This is a genomic window from Cyanobium sp. Copco_Reservoir_LC18, from assembly GCF_009834675.1.
In the GTDB taxonomy this organism is placed as follows: domain Bacteria; phylum Cyanobacteriota; class Cyanobacteriia; order PCC-6307; family Cyanobiaceae; genus Cyanobium; species Cyanobium minutissimum.
Genome location: NZ_ASAC01000018.1, coordinates 60,475 through 81,024, shown reverse-complemented (window position 1 = coordinate 81,024; position 20,550 = coordinate 60,475). Strand labels below are relative to the sequence as shown.

Annotated in this window: 17 protein-coding genes; 8 read left to right on the top strand and 9 right to left on the bottom strand. The window is 68.7% G+C overall.

What is annotated here, in order from left to right:
• Window positions 1–47: 47 nt before the first annotated feature.
• On the bottom strand, window positions 48–1,871 hold the full coding sequence (gene argS, locus L107_RS10625; RefSeq protein WP_159818663.1) for an arginine--tRNA ligase: 1,824 nt from the start codon (window positions 1,869–1,871) through the stop codon (window positions 48–50).
• A gap of 384 nt (window positions 1,872–2,255) precedes the next feature.
• Here argS and L107_RS10620 point away from each other — a divergent pair, with 384 nt between their 5' ends.
• The 3 genes from L107_RS10620 to L107_RS10605 all read left to right on the top strand — a co-directional run bounded on the left by L107_RS10620 (window position 2,256) and on the right by L107_RS10605 (window position 7,721).
• Window positions 2,256–3,125: a hypothetical protein gene (locus L107_RS10620; protein ID WP_159818661.1), complete on the top strand. Its 870-nt coding sequence runs from the start codon at window positions 2,256–2,258 to the stop codon at window positions 3,123–3,125.
• Between the two features lie 379 nt (window positions 3,126–3,504).
• Window positions 3,505–4,398, top strand: coding sequence for a hypothetical protein (locus tag L107_RS10610; RefSeq protein WP_159818657.1), 894 nt, complete (start codon window positions 3,505–3,507; stop codon window positions 4,396–4,398).
• Window positions 4,399–5,012: 614 nt separating this feature from the next.
• Window positions 5,013–7,721 (top strand): zinc-dependent metalloprotease family protein, encoded by a 2,709-nt coding sequence (locus L107_RS10605; RefSeq protein WP_159818655.1) that lies wholly within the window; start codon window positions 5,013–5,015, stop codon window positions 7,719–7,721.
• Between the two features lie 91 nt (window positions 7,722–7,812).
• Here the strand turns inward: L107_RS10605 and grrM are convergent, their stop codons facing one another.
• From grrM to mnmE, 6 genes are all read right to left on the bottom strand, one after another.
• On the bottom strand, window positions 7,813–8,988 hold the full coding sequence (grrM, locus tag L107_RS10600) for a cyclophane-forming radical SAM/SPASM peptide maturase GrrM/OscB (RefSeq protein ID WP_159818653.1): 1,176 nt from the start codon (window positions 8,986–8,988) through the stop codon (window positions 7,813–7,815).
• Window positions 8,985–9,413: a GrrA/OscA1 family cyclophane-containing rSAM-modified RiPP gene (grrA, locus tag L107_RS10595; protein WP_159818651.1), complete on the bottom strand. Its 429-nt coding sequence runs from the start codon at window positions 9,411–9,413 to the stop codon at window positions 8,985–8,987. Before grrA ends, grrM begins: the two co-directional genes overlap by 4 nt.
• A gap of 43 nt (window positions 9,414–9,456) precedes the next feature.
• Window positions 9,457–10,410 carry an extracellular substrate binding-like orphan protein GrrP gene (gene grrP, locus L107_RS10590; protein ID WP_159818649.1) on the bottom strand — a complete coding sequence of 318 codons (954 nt, stop codon included), beginning with the start codon at window positions 10,408–10,410 and terminating at the stop codon, window positions 9,457–9,459.
• A gap of 92 nt (window positions 10,411–10,502) precedes the next feature.
• Window positions 10,503–11,378 carry a carboxylating nicotinate-nucleotide diphosphorylase gene (gene nadC / locus L107_RS10585; RefSeq protein WP_159818839.1) on the bottom strand — a complete coding sequence of 292 codons (876 nt, stop codon included), beginning with the start codon at window positions 11,376–11,378 and terminating at the stop codon, window positions 10,503–10,505.
• Between the two features lie 11 nt (window positions 11,379–11,389).
• Window positions 11,390–12,127, bottom strand: coding sequence for a DUF4079 domain-containing protein (locus tag L107_RS10580; protein WP_159818647.1), 738 nt, complete (start codon window positions 12,125–12,127; stop codon window positions 11,390–11,392).
• A gap of 106 nt (window positions 12,128–12,233) precedes the next feature.
• Window positions 12,234–13,643 (bottom strand): tRNA uridine-5-carboxymethylaminomethyl(34) synthesis GTPase MnmE, encoded by a 1,410-nt coding sequence (gene mnmE, locus L107_RS10575; protein ID WP_159818645.1) that lies wholly within the window; start codon window positions 13,641–13,643, stop codon window positions 12,234–12,236.
• Here mnmE and L107_RS10570 point away from each other — a divergent pair.
• Both L107_RS10570 and L107_RS10565 read left to right on the top strand, forming a co-directional pair.
• Window positions 13,642–14,127 (top strand): DUF2062 domain-containing protein, encoded by a 486-nt coding sequence (locus tag L107_RS10570; protein ID WP_159818643.1) that lies wholly within the window; start codon window positions 13,642–13,644, stop codon window positions 14,125–14,127. The genes mnmE and L107_RS10570 overlap by 2 nt on opposite strands.
• Before the next feature lie 14 nt (window positions 14,128–14,141).
• Complete coding sequence (locus tag L107_RS10565; RefSeq protein WP_159818641.1) at window positions 14,142–14,663, top strand: GNAT family N-acetyltransferase; 522 nt, start codon at window positions 14,142–14,144, stop codon at window positions 14,661–14,663.
• 4 nt (window positions 14,664–14,667) lie between these two features.
• Here the strand turns inward: L107_RS10565 and L107_RS10560 are convergent, their stop codons facing one another.
• Both L107_RS10560 and L107_RS10555 read right to left on the bottom strand, forming a co-directional pair.
• Window positions 14,668–14,856 carry a hypothetical protein gene (locus L107_RS10560; protein ID WP_094585766.1) on the bottom strand — a complete coding sequence of 63 codons (189 nt, stop codon included), beginning with the start codon at window positions 14,854–14,856 and terminating at the stop codon, window positions 14,668–14,670.
• 112 nt (window positions 14,857–14,968) lie between these two features.
• A complete protein-coding gene (locus L107_RS10555; RefSeq protein WP_159818639.1) occupies window positions 14,969–16,414 on the bottom strand; it encodes a YdiU family protein in 1,446 nt (481 codons plus the stop codon).
• A gap of 181 nt (window positions 16,415–16,595) precedes the next feature.
• Between L107_RS10555 and L107_RS10550 the strand changes: the two genes are divergently transcribed.
• From L107_RS10550 to L107_RS10540, 3 genes are all read left to right on the top strand, one after another.
• On the top strand, window positions 16,596–17,093 hold the full coding sequence (locus L107_RS10550; protein ID WP_159818637.1) for a PepSY domain-containing protein: 498 nt from the start codon (window positions 16,596–16,598) through the stop codon (window positions 17,091–17,093).
• 224 nt (window positions 17,094–17,317) lie between these two features.
• Entirely contained in the window at window positions 17,318–18,388 is a 1,071-nt protein-coding gene (locus L107_RS10545; RefSeq protein ID WP_159818635.1) for a glycosyltransferase family 4 protein, read from the top strand.
• Complete coding sequence (locus L107_RS10540) at window positions 18,381–20,498, top strand: glycogen debranching N-terminal domain-containing protein (RefSeq protein WP_159818633.1); 2,118 nt, start codon at window positions 18,381–18,383, stop codon at window positions 20,496–20,498. Before L107_RS10545 ends, L107_RS10540 begins: the two co-directional genes overlap by 8 nt.
• Window positions 20,499–20,550: the final 52 nt, after the last annotated feature.

The following is a 20,550-nucleotide window of genomic DNA, read 5'->3' as shown; positions in this document are numbered from 1 at the left end:
CCATCAGCCGCCGTGCCGGCAAACGCTACCGGACCTTTCCGTCGGCCTCACATCCGCTCCAGGGTGGGAATGCCCAGCAGGCCCAGGCCCTGCTTGAGGGTGTCGGCGCTGAGGCGGCAGAGCGCCAGCCGGGACGTGCGGGCCGGCTCTTCGGCCCTGAGCACCGGCACCTGGTCGTAGAAGCGGTTGAACAGCTGGCAGAGCTCGAACAGGTAGCTGCAGAGCCGATTGGGCAGCAGCTCCTCCTCCACCTCCTGGATGACGGCATCGAACTGAAGCAGCTGGCGCACCAGCGCCCACTCCTGGGGCTCGCGGAATGTCAGGGAGGCCGGAGCCTCCGGGCCGCTGGTGCCGGCCCCGTCCTCGCCGGCGCCGCCGCCCTTGCGGGCGATCCCGGCGATCCGCACCACCGCATAGAGGAGATAGGGGGCGGTGTTGCCGCTGAGGGCCAGCATGCGATCGAAGCTGAACTGGTAATTGGTGATCCGGTTGGTGGACAGATCGGCGTACTTCACCGCCGCCAGGCCCACGGTGGTGGCGACCTCACTGATGAAGGCCTCCTCCTCCTGACGTCCCTCCTCCTCCAGGCGACGGCGCAGGTCGGCATCGCAGCGCTCCACCGCCTCATCCAGCAGCTCCTTCAGGCGCACGGTGTCGCCGGCGCGGGTCTTGAGCTTCTTGCCGTCCTCCCCCTGCACCAGCCCGAAGGGCACGTGCTCCAGCCGCCCGCCCTCGGGGATCCAGCCGGCGCGGCGCGCCACCTGGAACACCCCGGCGAAATGGCTGGCCTGGCCGGCGTCGGTGACGTAGATCACCCGGCGGGCGCCGTCGCCGTCGGGGGGCGCCGCGAAGCGGTAACGGATGGCCGCCAGGTCGGTGGTGGCGTAGTTGAAGCCGCCGTCGCTCTTGCGCACGATCACCGGCGGCGCCTGGCTCGCCGTGCCGTCTTCGGCCTCGAGGAAGACGCACTGGGCGCCCCCGTCGCTCACCAGCAGGCCGGCGGCGGCCAGATCGGCCACCACCGCCTCCAGGTAGGGGTTGTAGAAGGATTCGCCGCGCTCGTCCAGGCGGATATCGAGGCGGTCGTAAAGGAGCTGGAACTCGCGGCGCGACTGGTCGCACAGCAGTTGCCAGCAGCGGCGGCTGATCGGATCACCGCTCTGCAGCTTCACCACCTCCTCGCGGGAGCTGGTCTGGAAGGCGTCGTCGCTGTCGAAGCGGGCCTTGGCCTGGCGGTAGAAGGCCACCAGGTCGCCCAGGTCGACCGCATCGGCGGTGTCGAGGGCCTCGGGCGCCACCTGCTTGAGGTGGGTGATCAGCATGCCGAACTGGGTGCCCCAGTCACCGACATGGTTGAGCCGTAGCACCGGATGGCCGCGGAACTCCAGCACCCGGGCCAGGGCGTCGCCGATGATCGTGGAGCGCAGGTGCCCCACGTGCATCTCCTTGGCGATGTTGGGGCTGGAGAAATCCACCACCACCGGGGCGCCGCCGGGGGCCACGGGCTCCACCCCGAGGCGGGGATCGGCCAGGCGGCGGCCCACCTCGGCGGCCAGCAGCTCGGGCCGCAGGGTGAGGTTGATGAAGCCGGGGCCGGCGATCTCCGGCGGCAGGCAGAGGGCCGCGAAGTCGGGATCGGCGGCCAGCCGCTCCACGATCGCCGTCGCGATCGCCCGGGGCGCCAGACGCAGGGGCTTCGCCAGGGCCAGGGCGCCATTGGCCTGGAAATCCCCGAACTCCGGCTTGCTGGCGGGCCCGAGCTGGGGATCCAGCGCCGTGCCGGCTTCCCGGGCGGTGGCGGCCGCCTCAGGGAACGCGCTCTCCAGGGCCCCCAGCAGCTGGCTGTTCAGGGCGTGGGCGATGCGCAGCATGGAGCGGAACCGGTCGAACGGCAGGCGTGGACACGATCATCCTCCCCGGTGGGTCGGAGGGCCGGGCGGTGGGTCAGGGACCGTGTGGAGCCTGAGCGGGCGCCGCGTTGTTCACGCTCCCTGATCGCCAGGGGGAAGCGTCAGGAGGCGCTGAGCATTCCCGGCAGTGCCCAGGACCCGGGCCACTGACCCGTTTGCGGCGGCAGCGACCGCCCTCGATCGGCCTCCCAGGGCGGCGCGGCGGCCGAGACTTAAGAATTGGCTAAGGCACCTTTGAGCTTGGTGACAAACCCTGTGCTATGGTGAGAGGACCTTCAGGTGTTCGCGGTGTTGGGTCGGTCTCGACAGAACCAGCTCCTTCTGGCCGGCTGCCTCGCGGGAGTCATGGGCGCAGGGGCGCCAGCTGTTGCCAAAACCGGTTTCAATGTTTATTTCGACGCCACCAAAGGGAATAATACGAGCTTCTACAACACCGGCGTTACCGCCAAACTCTCCTTCGACTTCAAAGTAAACCCCAGCGATCCCAGCACCTACCTTCTTGATCTCGGGATTTCGAATACATCCCCGGCCAGCGGCAAATCTTCGGGCACCCTTGTGGGATTTGCTTTCAACGAGCCTCTCAAGAGCGACAACAAAAGCGAAGCCATTTCGCTACTTGGCTATAACCCGCTGGTTTCTGGATACGAGCGGGTGTTTGGGGGCATCAACAACCCCACTTCTACTCAGCGAAGCCGAGGTGTTCGCTTCGTTGAGGGTAACACACGGACGCTCACGGGTAACAGCTTGGCACCTTACGAGCCCTTTGCCCCCTTTGATTTCTGCGCTCGCGTGAGCAGCTCCAGCGGTTGCCATGGCGGCTCCGGCGATGAAGGGATTGGTGGGCAGAAATCTGTTCAAGTCCAATTCACCTTGAAATCCAACGATCCAAACATTGCCACGGCGGATCAAGTTGCCGAAAGATTCTTCAATCTGTTTAACCAATATACCCCAACAGGCAACAACTGGAAAGACGCGCAGATCGCTCTTCGCTTTCAAGACGTCAACACTGGTCTCGACAGGAAAGGCAAGCCGGTGATGTCCAAAGACGGTGACAAAGTCACTGGCTTCGCCAAATGGCGCGTGATTGATGAAGGCCCCGTGGACCAGGTTCCTGGCCCCTTGCCTGTCGCGGGTGGCATCGTCGCCTTCGGATGGAGCCGCAGACTGCGCCGCCGGATCAATTCCATTGCAGCAGTAAGGGCCAGCGCTCTTTGATCTCCATTTTGAGCCTGTCGTTCTGACACCGCCCCCCTGCCGATGTGGGGGCTTTTTTGTGCGAGCCGTGCGGAAGCTGGTGTGCATTGGCAGGAGCCCAAGCTTTTTGATTGTGGCAGTGCTTGTGAGCCTCTTTGCTTCTCAGAAGTGGGCAGAATTTGCAAGCTTGGTCATACCCATTCACACATTCACGGCTCGGTCGGTTGGAAGAGTGGCAACTTCCATGGCCTGGCAATGATGTTGCTGGGGGAAAGTTCTAGCGCCTGAATGCTGACGATCCCGTGGCGCTCGCCGTTCGTCCCATCGACATCCACGCCGATTTCCTCACAGGCAACCCAACGGGCAACAGGGGAACTCAGGTTCAAGCCTGGATTTCCTGATGACCGACACCAAGGGAATCAGCCCATTCGATTCGGAGATCCTGGCTGATCGGCTGGCCTTTATGGCCATCGCGCTGTTTGTGATCTATCTCATCAGCCTGCTGGCCAGCATTGTGCCGGTGAGCCCGCTGGACACGGCCTGGCAGCTGCGCTTCATCTCGGCCTGCCTTGACTCGGGCACCATCCCCCTGGTGGCCCTTGGGCTGCTGCATCTGGCCGCTTACCTCAATCCTGGAAATCCCGCCCTGCAGAAGCGCAGAGACGCCGTGGCGCGCTGGGCGGTCCTGGCGGTCATCGGCTTTCTGCTGATCATCCCGCTGCAGGCCTTTGCCGGCTGGAACAGCGTCGCGACGGCGAGGGCCAACGTCGCCCGCCAGCTCTCCGTCGCCAACGGCACCTTCGACCTGCTCCAGGAGACCATCACCACAGCCACCAGCCTCGACAACCTCCAGGCCCGGCTGCAAGCGATCCAGACGCCTAGCCTGGGGATCCGCTTTGAAGATCTGGGGCTGCCGCTGCCGGAAACCAAGCGCGCCATGCTCGCCCGCCTCAAGGAGGTGCGGGAGCAGGTGGAAGCCAGGATCCAGGCCCCCGCACCCCAGGCCGTTGAAGCCGTAGCAAGGGACAGCCTGCGGGTGATGCTCTCCTCCTTCGCCCTGGCCATCGCCTTCGCCATGGGCGCCCAGCGCAAGGGGCAGGCGGTGCCGCTGCTAGTGGAATGGCACACCGCCCTCGCCGTTCGGGGACCGCGGGCGCAGCAACCCGAGGTCGGCGGCCTGCTGGGACTGCCCCTTCCAGGGCGGTCCGCCGGTGTCGCGGAGGAGGCGTACTTCAGCCGCCTGGTGCCCGAGGAGGACGACAGCTCGGAGGCCGACGTTCCACCACCACCGTGAGACTTGCCAAGCGGCGCTCCAGGCGGCGCCGTTCCAGAAGCAAGAGCCCCCCATCGGAGAGCGGCGCAATGGCTGCAGATCCTTTACAAATCTCCACGTTGTGCTTAACGCTGCTTAGAGCGATACAGCTCTGACCCTCAGATTTCAGGGCGGGTTGCGCCAAGGCGCCGGGAGCCGGGAGGTGAACGGCTGGAGCCCTTGGCACCACTGGGATTCAGTCGTCTTTTCAATCCCCTGGGTGTCACCAGGCCCGTTTGAAGTGTCTGCCTGAGCACCCGTTGTCCGATCCACCGGGTCAGGCCGCGGCGGCCGGCCAACAGCCATTCTTGAATCCGAAACCACAGGATTGGTGGTGCAATTCCAAGGAAATGCTCAGCGTCAGTCACGCAACTCTCCCCGTGATTTGGCCTGTGCATAAAGGCTGCAAAGCTGCTGCAGAACGATGATGAGTGCGGGGGAAAAGGCTCCCTTCCATCAGCCCCCCCGGAAACAAAGTCGATCCCTCCAGACCTCTGGGCGCAACGACTTTGAAGATCACCTGAAGCATCCGCCTGTCCATGGTTGGAGGCTCCCGGTGTTGATGGATTTCGCCGTCCTTATACCCTCTCTCCGCCATGACTTACACCGCAACTGCAGGGGGCTCACAATCACTTTCCCCCCTGTTCCCTGACCTTTCCAACCAGGCACGACGCTCCTCCGACACCACCCTCACCCTGCTGGCCGACGCGGCGCCAGCCTCAGCCGAAGTGCCCGCCGCCCTGATCAACGCCGTTCTGGCGACGACCAAGGCCTCGCCTCCCCCCCGCGGCTCAGGCAACACCCTGGACAACCTTGAAGCCAGCTATTCGGCTCCAGCCGCCCCACCGGCCGCCCTCTTCCAGAGGGGTGTCAGCCTCGAGGCCTCCGCGGCGGTGGCCACGAACAGCCACCAGGTCCTGAACGATGCCTGGCCCGGGCAAGCTTCCGCCGCCGCCGCCACCGCGGCGGGCCCCGCCTGCGGCTGCCGGGCCTGCAGCGTGCTGGCCGTCACCACCGGTGACGGGGCCGCCGCCTGGGACACCACCAGCGACCAGGCTCCCCTGGTCCTCAACAGCCTGGTCACCCTCGGCACGGGCGTGAACCTGAGCGATGTGTTCCGGCTGCACAGCAACCCGAACGCCACGAAGACGATCTATCTCGACTTCGACGGCTACCAGATCAACAACACCCCCTGGGAGAACGGCGGCAACCTGAGCCTGAAGGCCTTCTACAGCACCTTCGATTCCACCATCCTCACGGAGATCCAGCGCATCTGGCAGCGGGTGGCCGAAGACTTCTCCCCCTTCAATGTCAACGTCACCACCCAGGATCCCGGCACCGAAGCCCTGCGCAAATCCGGCACTGGCGATGACCGCTGGGGCATCCGGGTGGTCTTCACCAGCAATCTCAACCTGCTCACCGGCCAGGCGATCAAGAATGCCGGCGGCGGTGGCACCGCCTACTACAACAGCTTCAACTGGGCCACCGACGACGTGGCCCTGGTGTTCAACCGGGGCGAATACACCGCTGCCGAAACGGCCAGCCACGAAGTCGGCCACACCCTTGGCCTCACCCACGACGGCGCCGGCACCACCGAGTACTACGGCGGCCATGGCGGCACCGGCGCCACCAGCTGGGGCACGATCATGGGGGCGGCCTGGCTGGGCAACGACGAGCACCTCACCCAGTGGAGCAACGGTCAGTACGCCGGGGCCAACAACACCCAGGACGACCTGGCCACGATCACCACGGGCAACGGCTTCACTTACAACGTCGATGACCACGGCAACGCCTTCAGCACCGCGACGGCGCTCACCGGGCAGACCTTCAGCAGCTTCGGGATCATCGAACGGCACACCGATGTGGACATGTTCCGCTTCGACACCGGCGCCGGCCTGGTGTCCTTCAACATCGTCAACGCCTCAAGGGCCTTCATCAACTCCGGCGGCTCCTACACCACCAGCTATCTGGCCGCCCGCGGCGCCAACCTCGACATCGCGGCGACCCTGTACCGGGCGAACGGAACCGTCGTCCAGACCTTCAACCCGGCCGATCTGACCACGGCCAGCATCTCCCTCAACCTTGACGCCGGCACCTATTTCCTCGGTATCGACGGCGTCGGCTTCGGCACCCCCCTGGCCAGCACCCCCACCGGCTACACCGACTACGGCAGCCTCGGCCAGTACATGGTGAGCGGCACCGTCGCGCCCGCGGGTGGCACCACAACGGTCACCCCACCCCCCACGACAACCACACCGCCGCCCACCAGCACCACCCTGCAGGTGATCGATCCCAACGGTGCCGTTGAACTGCTGCGCGACACCAGCAACAACCGGGTCTCCGTCCGCGTCAACGGCGTCACTTCGGCCGTCCGCCACCAGGGCACCCAGATCACGGCCACCCAGTTCGCCGATCGCCAGATCCTGGCCGCCGAAACCAACGCCTCCGGCCAGAACCAGATCCTCTGGAGGGTGATCTCCACCGGCCAGATCCGCACCTGGACGCTGGATGGCAACTGGAACTTCGTCTCCTCCGACAACAACCTGACCACAACCACCAGCAGCGCCGGCCTGCTGCTCCAGCAGCAGTTCATGGTCGATGCCAACGGCACCCCGCTGACCACCAGCCCGCCGCCCACCACAACCACTGGCACCACCACCGCCAGCACCATCCAGGTGATCGATCCCAACGGCGCCGTCCAGCTGCTGCGTGACACCACCAACAACCGGGTCTCGGTCCGCGTCAACGGCCTCACCTCCGCCGTCCGCTTCCAGGGCACCCAGATCACGGCCACCCAGTTCGCCGATCGCCAGATCCTGGCCGCGGAAGCCAATGCCTCCGGCCAGAACCAGATCCTCTGGAAGGTGGTCTCCACCGGCCAGATCCGCACCTGGACGCTGGATCGCAACTGGAACTTCGTCTCCTCCGACAACAACCTGACCACACCCACCAGCACCACGGGCCTGCTCCTCCAGCAGCAGTTCATGGTCGACGCCAGCGGCGCGCCACGGCTCAGCCCACTCCAGCCGGCATCCATCGAGACGGTTGACCCGATCATCGGCGGCGGCACCAGCCTCGCCCCGGCCGTCGACAACGACGTCCTCGGCGCCCCGATGGCCTTCGATGACACCCTGACGGCGGATCCGATCCTCACCAGCGATCCGATCCTGGCCCTGACGGAGCTCGCCAGCCTCGGCGGCAGCCAACCCCTCGCCACCGATCCCCTGGCCTCGCCGTTCCCGGCCGCCGGCTTCGGTGCCACTCCCACCACCCCCTGGCTGGTCGACACCCAGCCCCTGCTGTGAGAGGTCACCCACGCGCCGGCGTTTCACGGCCGACAGATCCCGGAGCCGCTGCCTCACCGCAGCGGCTCTTCTGTTCGGTCCTCCAGAGGAATCAGGCCACCAGCCCCAGCGCCTCCTCCAGGCCGGCCAGCACCACATCGGCGGTGATCTTGATCCGGTAACGACAGGCCTGGGTTTCGCTGCAGGCGAAGGTGCCGTGCTCCCAGTACTTGTTGCTGCCGGCGCCACCGCCGCAGAGGCCGAAGTAGGCGCACTCGGCCCGGCAGCGGTCGGTGCCGGCACGCATGTCCGCCAGGATGCGCCGGAACTTGGCGCTCTCCGCGATCGACACCAGGCTGTCGGTCTGCACATGGCCCAGCACGAAGTCGCCGTAGGTGTCGGTCTGCACCGCCAGCAGCTCGGGGTCGAAGGTGGAGATCCGGCCCCGCGCATCCACGTTGACGATGGCGAAGGGGTTGTTCATGTCGGTGCAGGCCAGCCGGGCATCGGCCTGGGCCAGGCTGCAGATGCCCTCGAACTCCCGCACCCGCATCACCTCGGGCCGCTCCTGCCACAGCGCCCAGAAGCGCTCGAGAAACCGGCGATAGGCGGCCTCGGCCCGGGGGCGACTGAGGGTGGAGACGCGGTTCTCCCCTTCGGTCTCCTCCATGTTGAAGGCCACGTCGGTGATGCCGTTCTCCACGAAGAAGGCAAACAGCTCGTCGGCATGGCCGAGGGATTCCTCGGTGATCACGGCGATCACCTGGAAGGGGATGGCGCGGCGGCGCAGGTGCTCGATGCCGCGCAGCGTGGCGGCATGGGTGCCCAGGCCGGTGCGGGTGCGGCGGTGGACGTCGTGCAGGAAGGCCGGCCCGTCCATGCTCACCCCCACGGCGATGCCGTTGCGCTCGAAGCAGTCGCACCAGGCCTCGTTGATCAGCGTGGCGTTGGTCTGCACCGACTGGTGGATCGTCAGCGGCTCCCCCGTCCAGCCCTCCAGCGCCCGCCGCACGCAATCAGCGGCGGCGTCATAGAAGGCGATCGGCACGGTGAGGGGTTCACCGGCGTGCCAGAGCAGGGTGAAGTCGCCGCCCACAAAGGGGCTCTCCAGCACCCTCTCCAGGGCCGCCTCCAGCAGCTCCAGCGATAACCGCTGCCGGTCGTCCCGGTTGGGGAGGTAGCAGTAGTCGCAGTCGAGATTGCAGTAGGGCGTCGGCTGCACCACCAGCAGCTGCAGCGGCCCGAAGCCTTCCGGGTTGCCCGGTGGCGGCGTGCCGGTGGCGGTCACCAGAAGTTGCGGAAGCCGCCATTACGGAAGCCGCCGTTGCCCCAGCCCCCGTTGCGGAAGCCACCGTTGCCCCAGCCGCCGTTGCGGAAACCGCCATTGCCCCAGCCCCCGTTGCGGAAGCCGCCGTTGCCCCAGCCGAAGCGGGGCCCGCCCCCGTTCACGAAGATGTAGGCCAGCCGGCCGTCAGGAGCCTTGGCGCGGCCCGGCGCCCCCGCCGGCTGGCCCTCTGCCTCCGCCAGCTGGCCCGTGGCCTGTCCCATGGCCGCCGAGATGAGCCGCAGCCGGGCGTCGATGGAACCGGGCGCTGCCGCCAGGGGAGATGCGGACGGGGCGTCGATGACGGCCCTGGCTCCGGCTCCGGCCGGCGCCAGGGCGGCCAGCAACAGCAGGAAACCGAACAGACCGGAACGGGGGTGGTTCGTCATCGGGTTGCTGCCAGGAAGGAAGGGGAAGCGGGAAGGGGAGGGTTCAGGGGCGGGGCGCCGGAGCGGGGCCCCCCAGCTGCAGGCCTTCGCGGCTGATCAGCACCGATTCGAAGAAGGCCCGCACCCGCTCAGCGGGGAGCTCCAGCACACCGGTGGGACCGATCCAGGGGGCGACGCTGGCCACGGCATCGGGTCGCCCCTCCAGGTAGCCCTGGAAGAGGCTGGCGATGGCCAGGTTGACCACATTCAGCAGCCTGGAATTGTTCTCCGGCACGATGCAACCGACGCCGTAGCTCACATAGGGCTGCTCCGGCACCAGGGCCACGCCGGAGAGCCGGCGCTCGTGGCGCAGGCCGGCCAGCACGTTGGCATCACCGAGCACCCCCGCCACCTTTTTCTGCTCCAGGGCCGTGACGGCCTGGGGCAGGGTGGGGAAGCGGACCGCCCGGGCGGTGGGCTCCAGAGAACCGAGGAAACCGGCTGCGAGGGATCCCTCCACCACCCCGATCGGCTGACCGGCGAGGGAGGCGGGGGACCCGTCGAGGCCGCCGCTGCCGGTGAGCAGCCGCAGGCCGGAAAGGCCGATGGGCAGGGAGAAGTCCACCAGCTTTTCCCGCTCCCAGCTGAAGGGCACGCCACAGGCCAGGCCGGCCCGGCCACTGGCGACGGCCTCCACCGTGACGCCGGTGTTGTCGACGGGGGCGAAGCGGATCCGCACCGACGGACCGAGCTCCGTCTTGAGCTGGCGGTCGATGCGGCGGGCCAGGTCGATGGCGTAGCCCTCCGGCTCCCCCTTCGGCCCCATCCGGATCAGCGGCGGGCTGTCGGCAGGACCCACCATCAGCACCTCACCGGATCTGGCCGCCTGCTCCAGCACGGCGTCGGCGGCCCGGGCGGGCACCCCCAGGCAGCAGAGGCAGACCACCGATCCCAGGGCCAGGGCCCTGCCGCGGCGGGATCGGAGGGAACCGGGGGCCACCGCAGCGGGAGAATCCATTCGCCGATTCGTGCACGTGCTGCACCTTAAGGGCGGTTCGCCGGCTTGCCCACGGAAGCTTCGGGGCTTGAAACGCAGGCCCGGGGCCGGGCTCAGGCCAGCGTCGCCGCGAAGCGCATGCTCAGATCCAGCCAGGGGCTGCGGGTGACCGGGGCACTGGTGGAGATCAGATCGATGCCGGTGGCGGCGTAGGCGCCCAGCTGCTCCGGCCGCACGCCGGAGGCCTCCAGCACCACTGATGGCGCCAGGGCCCGCAGCCGCGGCACCAGGTCCGCCAGAGCTGCAGGGGAAAAGTCGTCCAGGAGCACCGCATCGGCCCCGGCCCGCACCGCCGCTTCCGCTTCAGCGGCGGTTTCGGCCTCCACGATCAGCCGCGCCGGCCAGGGGGCCGAGGCCCGCACCGCCGCGACCGCCGCCGCCACGCCGCCGGCCCAGGCCAGGTGGTTCTCCTTGAGCATGGCGGCATCGTCGAGGCCGAGGCGGTGGTTGCAGCCGCCGCCGCAGCGCACGGCGTACTTCTCCAGCACCCGCAGGCCCGGGGTGGTCTTGCGGGTGTCGGCCAGGCGCACGCCGGTGCCCGCCAGCACCCGCACCAGTTCGGCGGTGGCGCTGGCGATGCCGGAGAGGCGCATGGCCAGGTTGAGGGCCGTGCGCTCCGCCGCCACCAGGGCGGCCGCCGGCCCCTCCAGCTCCAGCAGCCGCTGGCCGGCCACCACCGGCTCGCCGTCGGCCACCAGCAGCCGCACCGAGGCCCGGGGATCGAGGATCGCCAGCAGCGGGCCCACCAGCACCCCGCCGCAGAACACCCCGTCGGCGCGGGTCACCCAATGGGCCCGTCCGCTGCGGCCGACCAGGGCCGGGGCGGTGAGATCGCCACGGCCGAGGTCCTCATCCAGCCACTGGCGCAGCTGGCCCTCCAGGGCCGGGGTGAAGGGGAGCACCGGGGCCGGGCCCCCACCAGGTGAGATCACGGGCTGCCTCAGCTGCCCGCCGGTCCGGCCGGAGGGGCCGGCACCGGGGGCGGGGCGAAGGGCGGGCAGACCCGCTTCACCGAATCGCAGGCAAAGATGGTGGGCTTCTGCCAGGCCAGGGGGATCTCCAGCAGATCGCGGCTGCCGGTGATCCCCTGCGCCACGAACAGCACCGCCGCCAGGATCGAGGCGCCCAGGTGCAGCCGGCGCCAGCGCAGGTCCTTGAGGATCTCCGGGCGGGCGGCCAGGGAGAAGATCATCAGCCCCACCACCCCGACCCCGGCCCAGTAGTGGGATTGCCAGAACTCAGGGCTGAGAGGATTGTCGTTGAGGCGGAACACCTCCGGCTGGGCCCCGAGGCCCAGCACCCCGGCCCAGGTGAGCAGGGCGAAGACGAGCCGGTAGCCCTTGGCCTTCACCTGCCAGAGGGCCAGCAGGGACACCACCGTGCCCACCAGCACCAGCAGCAGTTGCAGGGCGCGGCCGGGCCCGCCGGTGAAGCCCTCCGCCGGCTGCTTGGTGACGATCACCACCGTGAGGGCCACGAGCACCACCAGCACCACCCCCGCCGAGAGCCACTGGCCCAGGTCGGCGTGGTCGCGGCCGGTGGTGGGGGGCAGCTTGGCCTTCTCGACCCGGCGCTGCCGGGCCTGGACCCCCAGCCGCACCACCATGCCGATCAGGGGATAGATCAGCACCACCGCCAGGGCGGGGTGCAGGATCCAGAGCCAGTCGACCGTTTGCATTCGACGCTGGGAATCGTTTCCCAAAGCATTGGCGCTGGAGGTTAAGCGGTCAACAGGGGTGAGCGTTTCGTGATGGCGGCCGGAGGTGGCCAGAGTTGGCCGGGAGCTACTTGCCGATGCAGAAGCGGGAGAAGATCCGCTCCAGCACCGCCTCGCTCACCTCCTCGCCGGTGATCGCCCCGAGGCCGGCGATGGCGCCGCGCAGGTCGATGGTCCAGAAGTCCCAGGGCAGACCCAGCGCGGCGGTCTCCAGGGAGCGCTCCAGGCTGGTGGCCGCCGCCGCCGCCAGCTGCCGCTGCCGGCCATTGAGGGCCACCTGCAGCCCCTGGACGTCGCCGGCACCGCAGAGGCCCAGCAGGGCCGCCACCAGGTCGTCGCGACCGGCGCCGGTGAGGGCGCTGATGGTCACCTGGGGCCCATCCGGCGGCACGCCGGTGGGAGCGGCCCCGGGCGGGATGGCGTCGGATTTGTTTCCCACCAGCAGCAGGGGCACCCCCTCGGGCACCAGCTCCCTCAGCTCCTGGTCGGCGGCGGACCAGCCGGCCACCCGATCGAAGAGCAGCAGCACGGCGTCGGCCGCCGCCAGGGCCTGGCGGCTGCGTTCGATGCCCAGCCGCTCCACCCGGTCGTCCGTCGCACGGATCCCGGCGGTGTCGAGCAGGGTGAGGGGCACCCCGTCGAGCACCAGGTCGCTTTCCAGCAGGTCGCGGGTGGTGCCCGGCAGGTCGGTGACGATGGCCCGCTCCCGGCGGCTGAGCAGGTTGAGCAGGCTCGATTTGCCCACATTGGGACGGCCGACGATGGCCACCCGCAGGCCCTCGCGCAGCAGCTCCCCCTGGCGGGATTCGGCCACCAGCCGCTCCAGCTCGCCCCGCACCGCCTCCAGCTCGGCCCGCACCAGCGTGCCGTCGAGGGGGGGCAGGTCCTCCTCGAAGTCGACCCGGGCCTCCAGTTCGGCCAGCTGGTCGAGCAGGCGCTCCCGCAGTCCGCTGATGCGGCGCTGCAGGCCGCCGTCGAGGCCGGCCATGGCCAGCTCGGCCGCCCGCTGGCTGCGGGCGGCGATCATCTCGGCGACGGCCTCGGCGCGGGTGAGGTCGAGGCGACCGTTCAGAAACGCCCGCTGGCTGAACTCCCCCGGGCCCGCCAGGCGGGCGCCGGCGGCCAGCACCAGCTCCAGCACCCGCCGCACGGCGACCAGCCCCCCATGGCAGTGGAACTCCACCACGTCCTCCCGGGTGAAGCTGCGCGGGGCCCGCATCGGCAGCAGCAGGGCCTCATCCACCCGCCGCCCATCGGCCGGATCCACCACGTGGCCGTAAAGCACCCGGTGGCTCTCCCAGACCTGGTGGCCCGGAGCCTCGAACAGGCGCCGACCGATGGCCTCGGCCCGGGGCCCCGAGAGGCGCACGATCGCCACGCTGCCGGCCCCCGCGGCCACGGCGGTGGCGATGGCGGCGATGGTATCCCCGTTAGGGTTCGGCCCATCCGTGCCCTCACCCCGCGTCACTGGTCGCATGGCACCGTTTCGCCCCCAGTCTCTGTCCCTGCCGCGGCTGGTGCGGAGCGTGCGCCGAAAGCTGCGCCAGGCCATCGAATGGGTCTGGCGTCAGGAGGGCAGCCATGTCCAGCGGGCCCGGGGCCTGGCGGCGGGGGTGTTCATGGGCTGCTTCCCGATCTTCGGCTTCCAGACCCTGCTGGGGGTGGCGCTGGCCAGCCTGGTGCGGGGCAACCACCTGCTGGCCGCCGCCGGCACCTGGATCAGCAATCCGATCACCGACATCCCCCTGATCTGGTTCAACTACCAGCTGGGCAGCCTGCTGCTGGGACCCGGCAGGGGCTGGCCGGGGCGCCTGACCCTGCACCACGAGACCCTGCGCCAGCTGGGCTGGGACTTCACCTCCCGCCTGCTGCTCGGCTCGGCGGTGGTGGGGGTGGTGGCGGCCACCCTGAGCGGCTTCCTCTGCCTGCGGTGGCTGGAACGCCGCCAGCGGGCCTCCTGAACGCCGCCGCACCGATGCCGGACATCCCCGTGGCCCCCTCACCCCTGATCGAGATTCGCGAGGCCGACCTCCGCAACCCGGTGGATGGCGCTGCGCTGCTGGCCCTGATGGAGGTCTACGCCCGCGATCCCATGGGTGGCGGCCAGGGCCTCTCCGACTTCACCCGGGCCCATCTCATCGAGGCGCTGGCGAGCCGCCCTTCGGCGCACGTCATCCTGGCCCTGGCAGCGCAGGAGCCGGCCGGGCTGGCCATCGGCCTGGAGGGTTTCTCCACCTTCGCCTGCCGGCCCCTGCTCAACATCCACGATCTGGTGGTGGCCGATGCGTTCCGCCGCCAGGGGGTGGCGCGACGACTCCTGCAGCGGGCCGAAGTGATCGCCCGGCGGCTCGGCTGCTGCAAGCTGACCCTGGAAGTGCTGGAAGGCAACGGGGCTGCCCAGGCCGTCTACGAGCGTGCGGGCTTCCAGCCGTATCAGCTGGACCCCGCCATGGGCCGGGCCCAGTTCTGGGAAAAGCGGTTGCCGGATGGAGACTGAAACCTCAGGATTCGGCCAGACCGGGAAACACCATCAGGTCGATGTGGCCGCCGGACGGTTGACGCCACTCACGGAATTCCGCCGCCAGGGCCCGGTGCTCGTGGTCGAGCGATTGCGACTCCAGATCCAGCAGGCGCTGATGCACCAGATCGAGCGTGTTGTCGATGAGCTGGGCGGCCTGTTCGGAGGTCATGGCATCGCTGCGATGGAGAAAGCCTGAGCTTGGCGGTGTTGTAGAAGACGCCGCCCCGGTCGGTTGTAGCCCCTGACACGGGCCGTCCACCCCGTCGGCGGACCCGCACCGATCACAGCGTCTGCGCCAGCCATTGCTGCAGCGGCGTCCAGTCGTCCCGTTCGTCGATGGCCGCCCAGATCCGCTCGATCACGGCCCGCACCGGCGTCTCCGGCAGGTTCCAGCGCTGCAGGGCGGCGGCGATGGCCGCCGGGTCCGCCACGGCCTGGCACCCGTGCCACCAGCTGTCCCGCCAGGCGAGCCATTCGGCCCGGGGTGGCGCCGGAGCCCCTGCCACGAAGGGCTCCAGGTCCTCGGCCGTGGCCGGCAGCCCGCCCATCCGGACACGCCCGGCCAGGGCGGCGAAGAAGGCGCCGTAGGCCACCGGCCAGCCCGCCAGAAGCCGCAGGGTGGCGGGCACCGGATCGGGGAGATCGGCCAGTCCCCCGGCGGGGAGGCTGGCGGCGTCGATGCCCAGGCGGCGCAGCAGGCAACGGCGGTAGTGGGCGTCGTACACCGCCCCGAACGGCTCCAGCGCCGCCTCCAGGGGCGCCCGGGGCAGCAGCATCGCCAGGGGCTCCTGCAGCAGCCGCAGGTTCTGCTCGCAGACAAGCGGCTGGCGACCGTAGGCGTAGAGGCCGTCGTGGTCGAAATAGGCGGCGGTGAAAGCCGGATCCCAGGTTTCGAGGAAGGCGAAGGGGCCGTAGTCGAAGCTCTCGCCGGCCAGCGACATGTTGTCGGTGTTGAGCACCCCGTGGGTGAAGCCCGCCGCCATCCATTCGGCCGCCAGCCGCGCCACCCGCTGCACCAGCTCGCCGTAGAAGGCCACCAGCAGCGGTTCGGCGTTGTTGTGGTTCACCGCCAGGTGGGGGTAGTGGACAGCCACCACGTGGCGCAGCAGCCGCTCCAGCTGGGCGGGCTGGCGCCGGAACAGCAGCCGCTCGCAGGTGCCGAAACGCAGGTGGGTGCGGGCCACGCGCACCATCACCGAGCCGCGGGTGGGGGAGGGCTCATCGCCGCGCCAGAGGTCTTCACCGGTCTCGATCAGCGTCAGGGTGCGGCTGGTGCCGACGCCGAGGCGCTGCAGGGCCTCGCCGGCGATCACCTCCCGCACCCCGCCCTTGAGGGTGAGGCGACCATCACCGCCCCGGCTCCAGGGGGTGGTGCCGGAGCCTTTGGTGCCCAGGTCCTGCAGCTGGCCATGGCGATCCCGCAGCTGGCCGTAGAGGAAGCCGCGGCCGTCCCCCAGCAGGGGGTTGTAGGTGCCGAACTGGTGGCCGTGGTAACGGAGGGCCAGCAGGGGGGCGCGGCCCTCGAATCGCCCGTAGGCCGCCTCGATGTCGTCGTCGCTGACGCTGGCCGGGTCGAGGCCCAGCTGGTGGAGCAGGGGGTCGTTGCGGAACCGCAGCCGGGTGAGTGGAAAGGTCGCCGCCTCCACCACGTCCCAGTACTCAGGCCCGAGATCCTCCAGCCCCCCCTCGAAGGGCAGCCCCAGCAGCGGATTGGGGCGGGTGGACATGGGCTGGGCGGTGACAGGGGCGACCCTAGGGAGCGGGAACCGACCAGAGCCGGGGCCCGTCCGGCAGCGGATCCCCAGGCAGCAAGACTCACGGGATCCATGAAGGGTCCCGGTCCGGGACGGAATGGGCGTCGTTACGTTGATTCCCTTGCGAACCGTCGGCATGGCCCGTCGCGACACCTTGTCCGTCCCCGCACTCGCCCTTGCCGCGGGACTGGCTCTGGGGGCGGGACAGGCGCTGGCCAGCGAGGCCGGCACCAGCGCCCGGGTCACGGCCGCCCGGGCGGCCGCCATCGCCCTGCAGCGGGTCCCCGGCGGGACCGTCGTCGACGTCGATCCGGGGAGCCAGGAGGGCCGGGCGGTATGGGAAGTGCTCGTCCGCAGGCCCGACAACAGCGGACTCGAGCTCTACATCAACGCCACCACCGGGGTGGTTCTGAGGCAGGAACGGGAGTCGCTGCCGCGGGAAGCCCTCGGGCCCGGACCGGTGGTGACGGTCCAGCAGGCCATCGCAACCGCCACGGCCGCCGCCTCCGGGGGCCGGGTGATCGCGATCGATCTGGACACCGAGAACGGCCGCACCGTCTGGGAGGTCGACATGGCCGGCTCAGGTGGGCGACGCACGATCAGCATCGACGCGGCGACGGGCAGGATCCTCAAGCAGGAGCCCGCCGACTAGACCATTCCGACATCAGATTCTGCATCCCCGTTATAAGAAAACAATCACCATGGCGCCCGATCTCTGGGCGGCCATCGTGCTTCTTTCCAGCCTCTCGCTGCAGCCCTTCGCCGACGCCTGAACAACAACCTGCCGGACTGCAGCAGATCTGCAGTGGCACCACCCGGCCTGGATTTTCTGCATAGGGTTAAGGGAGAAGCAGGCCCGAAGAGGAAGGTGAAGTGATGAGAATCGCGCAGATTTCAACGCTCCATGAGAGAGTTCCACCGGTTGGCTATGGGGGAACAGAACGGGTTGTTCACTATCTCACCGAAGAACTGGTGCGACGCGGTCATGATGTGGTTTTATTTGCAAGCGGCGATTCTCTGACCAGCGCCAAGCTCTGCGCCTGTGTCCCCCAGGCCCTGCGGCAAAGCGGGCAGGTGTCTGACGCCAGCGTTCACAACGCGATTCAGCTCGATCGCATACTCGAGAGACTGGATGACTTCGACATCCTCCATTTCCATAACGGCCATTCCCATTTTCCCCTCTCCAACCTGCTGGGCATTCCCCATCTGAACACCCTGCACGGCCCCCTGCATGCGCCCGAGCAGAAGCTGCTGTACACCCATTTCCATCGGGTGCCCCTGGTCTCGATCTCCGAAACCCAGCGTCAGCCCGTACCCAGCGCCAACTGGCTCGGCAACGTCTACCACGGACTCCCCAACGACCTCTATCACTACCAGCCCACACCCAGGCCCTACCTGGCCTTCATCGGCCGCATCTCACCGGAGAAACGGCTGGATCGTGCCATCGCCATCGCCACGGCCGTAGGCCTGCCCCTGAAGGTGGCCGCCAAGATTGACCCGGTGGATACCCCCTACTTCCACGATCACATCGAGCCGCTGTTGCTGAACAATCCCCTGGTGGAATTCATCGGTGAAGTGGATGATGCCGGCAAGCAGGAGCTGCTCGGCCATGCCCTCGCCCTGCTGTTTCCCATCGACTGGCCCGAACCCTTCGGTCTGGTGATGATCGAAGCCAATGCCTGCGGCACCCCGGTGATCGCCTGGCGCAACGGCTCCACCCCGGAAGTCATCCGTGAGGGGGTCAACGGCTTCCTGGTGACATCGATCGAGGAGGCCATCGCCACGGTCGGACGGCTCGAACAGCTCGATCGCTCGCGGGTCCGCAGCCACTTCGAGGTGTGCTTCTCCGTCACTCGCCAGGCCGAGGACTACGAGCACCTCTACCGGCACCAGATCCAGGCACGCCGCTGCCACAGCCCTGCCCACCGCACACCGGTGCATGCCTGATCCGCTGCATCCCTTCGTCCTCAAGAACGAGGAAACCTTCGCGATCCTGGATTCCCGTGGCGAGATCTGCCCGGACGGCCAGCACGATGTCGGCATCTTCCACCGCGGCACACGCCACGTCAGCCGGCTGCAGCTGTTGCTGTGGGGACGGCCGCCGCTGGTCCTGAGCTCCACCGAGCGTGGGGCGGTGGGGGTGCTCGTGAGCCATCTCAGCAACAACGACGGTGGGACCGGTGGCTCGGCGTCGATGACCATCCACCTGGAGCGCAGCACCGTCCTGACCGCCACCGCCTGCCTGCAGCAGTTCTGCTTCACCAGTTACGGAGACCAGCCCGTCACGATGCCGCTGACCCTGCGGCTCGATGCGGACTTCTGCGACATCTTCGAGGTGAGGGGGTACACCCGCCCGGAGCGGGGCCGAACGGTCCGTCGGGGCCTGGCAGGCACCCTGGAAATGACCTACCGGGGCCTGGATGGGGAAGACCGGGTCACGGTCCTGCGCCTGAGCGATCCGGTCGGGGAGGTGGGCGAGGAGCACATCGGGCTGCAGGTGAGCCTGGAGCCCCGGCAATCGCGACGGATCTTCCTGGTGCTGGATTTCCACCCCGATGCTGCGCCGTTGGGCGCGGAAGATCATTTCAACGCCGCCATGGCCGCCACGATCCAGCGCTTCCGGGAGGCCCGCAGCAGCGCCGCATCGGTGGTCAGCGACAACCCGGCCTTCAACAGCTGGCTGATGCGCTCCTTCTCCGATGTGCATCTGCTGGCCAGCCAGGTGGAGGATGGGCTCTACCCCTACGCCGGGGTGCCCTGGTTCAGCTGTCCCTTCGGCCGTGACGGCCTGATCACGGCGCGCCAGATGCTGATGGTGGAGCCGCGGCTGGCCCGCGGGGTGCTGGGCTACCTGGCCTGCAGCCAGGCGGTTTCCGACAATCCGTCCCACGACGAGGAGCCGGGCAAGATCCTGCACGAATCGCGGCTTGGAGAGATGGCCGCGCTCGGGGAAGTTCCGTTTTCCAGGTATTACGGCGCCGTCGACTCCACACCCCTGTTCCTGATCCTGGCGGGCGATTATCTCTGCCGCAGTGATGACCGGGACTTCGTCGCCGGCCTGCTGCCCGAGCTGGAGGCGGCCATGGCCTGGATCCACAGGGCCGAGGCCGGCAGCTTCGATGGCTTCCTCCGCTACCTGCGGGTGGCCGAGAACGGCCTGCGCAATCAGGGCTGGAAGGATTCCGACGATGCCATCCATCACGCCGATGGCCGCCTGGCCGATGGTTCGATCGCCCTGTGCGAGGTGCAGGCCTACGCCTACGGCGCCCGCCGATCCCTCGCCACGGTCTATCACCGCCTGGGACGGCCCTCGGATGCCGAGACGCTGCTGGAGGAGGCCGCCGAACTGCGTCACCGGTTCCATCGGGCCTTCTGGACGCCCTCCATCGAGTCCTATGCCCTGGCCATCGATGGCGAAGGCCAGGCCTGCCAGGTGCGGGCCTCCAATGCCGGTCAATGCCTGTGGACAGGCATCGCCACCTCGGAGGCGGCGGCGGCGGTGGCGCGGCAGCTGCTGGCCCCCACCAGTTTCAACGGCTGGGGCATCCGCACCCTGGATGAGCGGGAGCGGCGCTACAACCCGATGAGTTACCACAACGGTTCCGTCTGGCCCCATGACAACGCCCTGATCGGCATGGGGCTGGCCCGGTACGGCCACCGGTCCGAAACCCTGCAGATCCTGACCGGTCTGTTCGAGACCGCCAGTGGGGTGCCGATGTTCCAGTTGCCGGAGCTGTTCTGCGGCTTCCCTCGCCGGGAGGAAGAGGGCCCCACCTTCTATCCGGTGGCCTGCAGCCCCCAGGCCTGGGCCAGCGCCAGTGTGTTCGGCCTGCTGGAGGCGATCACCGGCATGGCGATCGAGCGGGAGCACGGCAGCAGCCGGGTGCAGGTGCGCCTCCACAATCCCTGCCTGCCGAGGGGCCTGAACCTGCTGGACATCAACGGCCTGCGGCTGGGCGACGAGGGGATCGACCTCCAGTTCCACCGCAGCGAGCACGATGTGGGGGTTCAGGTGCGCAGCCGGACGCCCGGGGTGGACGTGCTGATCATGAAGTGACGGCCGGGCCCGGCGCCCCGGTGTGTGATCGCGGAAGCGGCGCCCTCCGGCG

Coding starts and splice junctions, on each gene's coding strand:
- argS (WP_159818663.1), bottom strand. CDS start 1,871: ATGCTGCGCATCGCCCACGCCCTGAACAGCCAGCTGCTGGGGGCCCTG.
- L107_RS10620 (WP_159818661.1), top strand. CDS start 2,256: ATGGGCGCAGGGGCGCCAGCTGTTGCCAAAACCGGTTTCAATGTTTAT.
- L107_RS10610 (WP_159818657.1), top strand. CDS start 3,505: ATGACCGACACCAAGGGAATCAGCCCATTCGATTCGGAGATCCTGGCT.
- L107_RS10605 (WP_159818655.1), top strand. CDS start 5,013: ATGACTTACACCGCAACTGCAGGGGGCTCACAATCACTTTCCCCCCTG.
- grrA (WP_159818651.1), bottom strand. CDS start 9,413: ATGACGAACCACCCCCGTTCCGGTCTGTTCGGTTTCCTGCTGTTGCTG.
- grrP (WP_159818649.1), bottom strand. CDS start 10,410: ATGGATTCTCCCGCTGCGGTGGCCCCCGGTTCCCTCCGATCCCGCCGC.
- L107_RS10580 (WP_159818647.1), bottom strand. CDS start 12,127: ATGCAAACGGTCGACTGGCTCTGGATCCTGCACCCCGCCCTGGCGGTG.
- L107_RS10570 (WP_159818643.1), top strand. CDS start 13,642: ATGGCACCGTTTCGCCCCCAGTCTCTGTCCCTGCCGCGGCTGGTGCGG.
- mnmE (WP_159818645.1), bottom strand. CDS start 13,643: ATGCGACCAGTGACGCGGGGTGAGGGCACGGATGGGCCGAACCCTAAC.
- L107_RS10565 (WP_159818641.1), top strand. CDS start 14,142: ATGCCGGACATCCCCGTGGCCCCCTCACCCCTGATCGAGATTCGCGAG.
- L107_RS10560 (WP_094585766.1), bottom strand. CDS start 14,856: ATGACCTCCGAACAGGCCGCCCAGCTCATCGACAACACGCTCGATCTG.
- L107_RS10555 (WP_159818639.1), bottom strand. CDS start 16,414: ATGTCCACCCGCCCCAATCCGCTGCTGGGGCTGCCCTTCGAGGGGGGG.
- L107_RS10545 (WP_159818635.1), top strand. CDS start 17,318: ATGAGAATCGCGCAGATTTCAACGCTCCATGAGAGAGTTCCACCGGTT.
- L107_RS10540 (WP_159818633.1), top strand. CDS start 18,381: ATGCCTGATCCGCTGCATCCCTTCGTCCTCAAGAACGAGGAAACCTTC.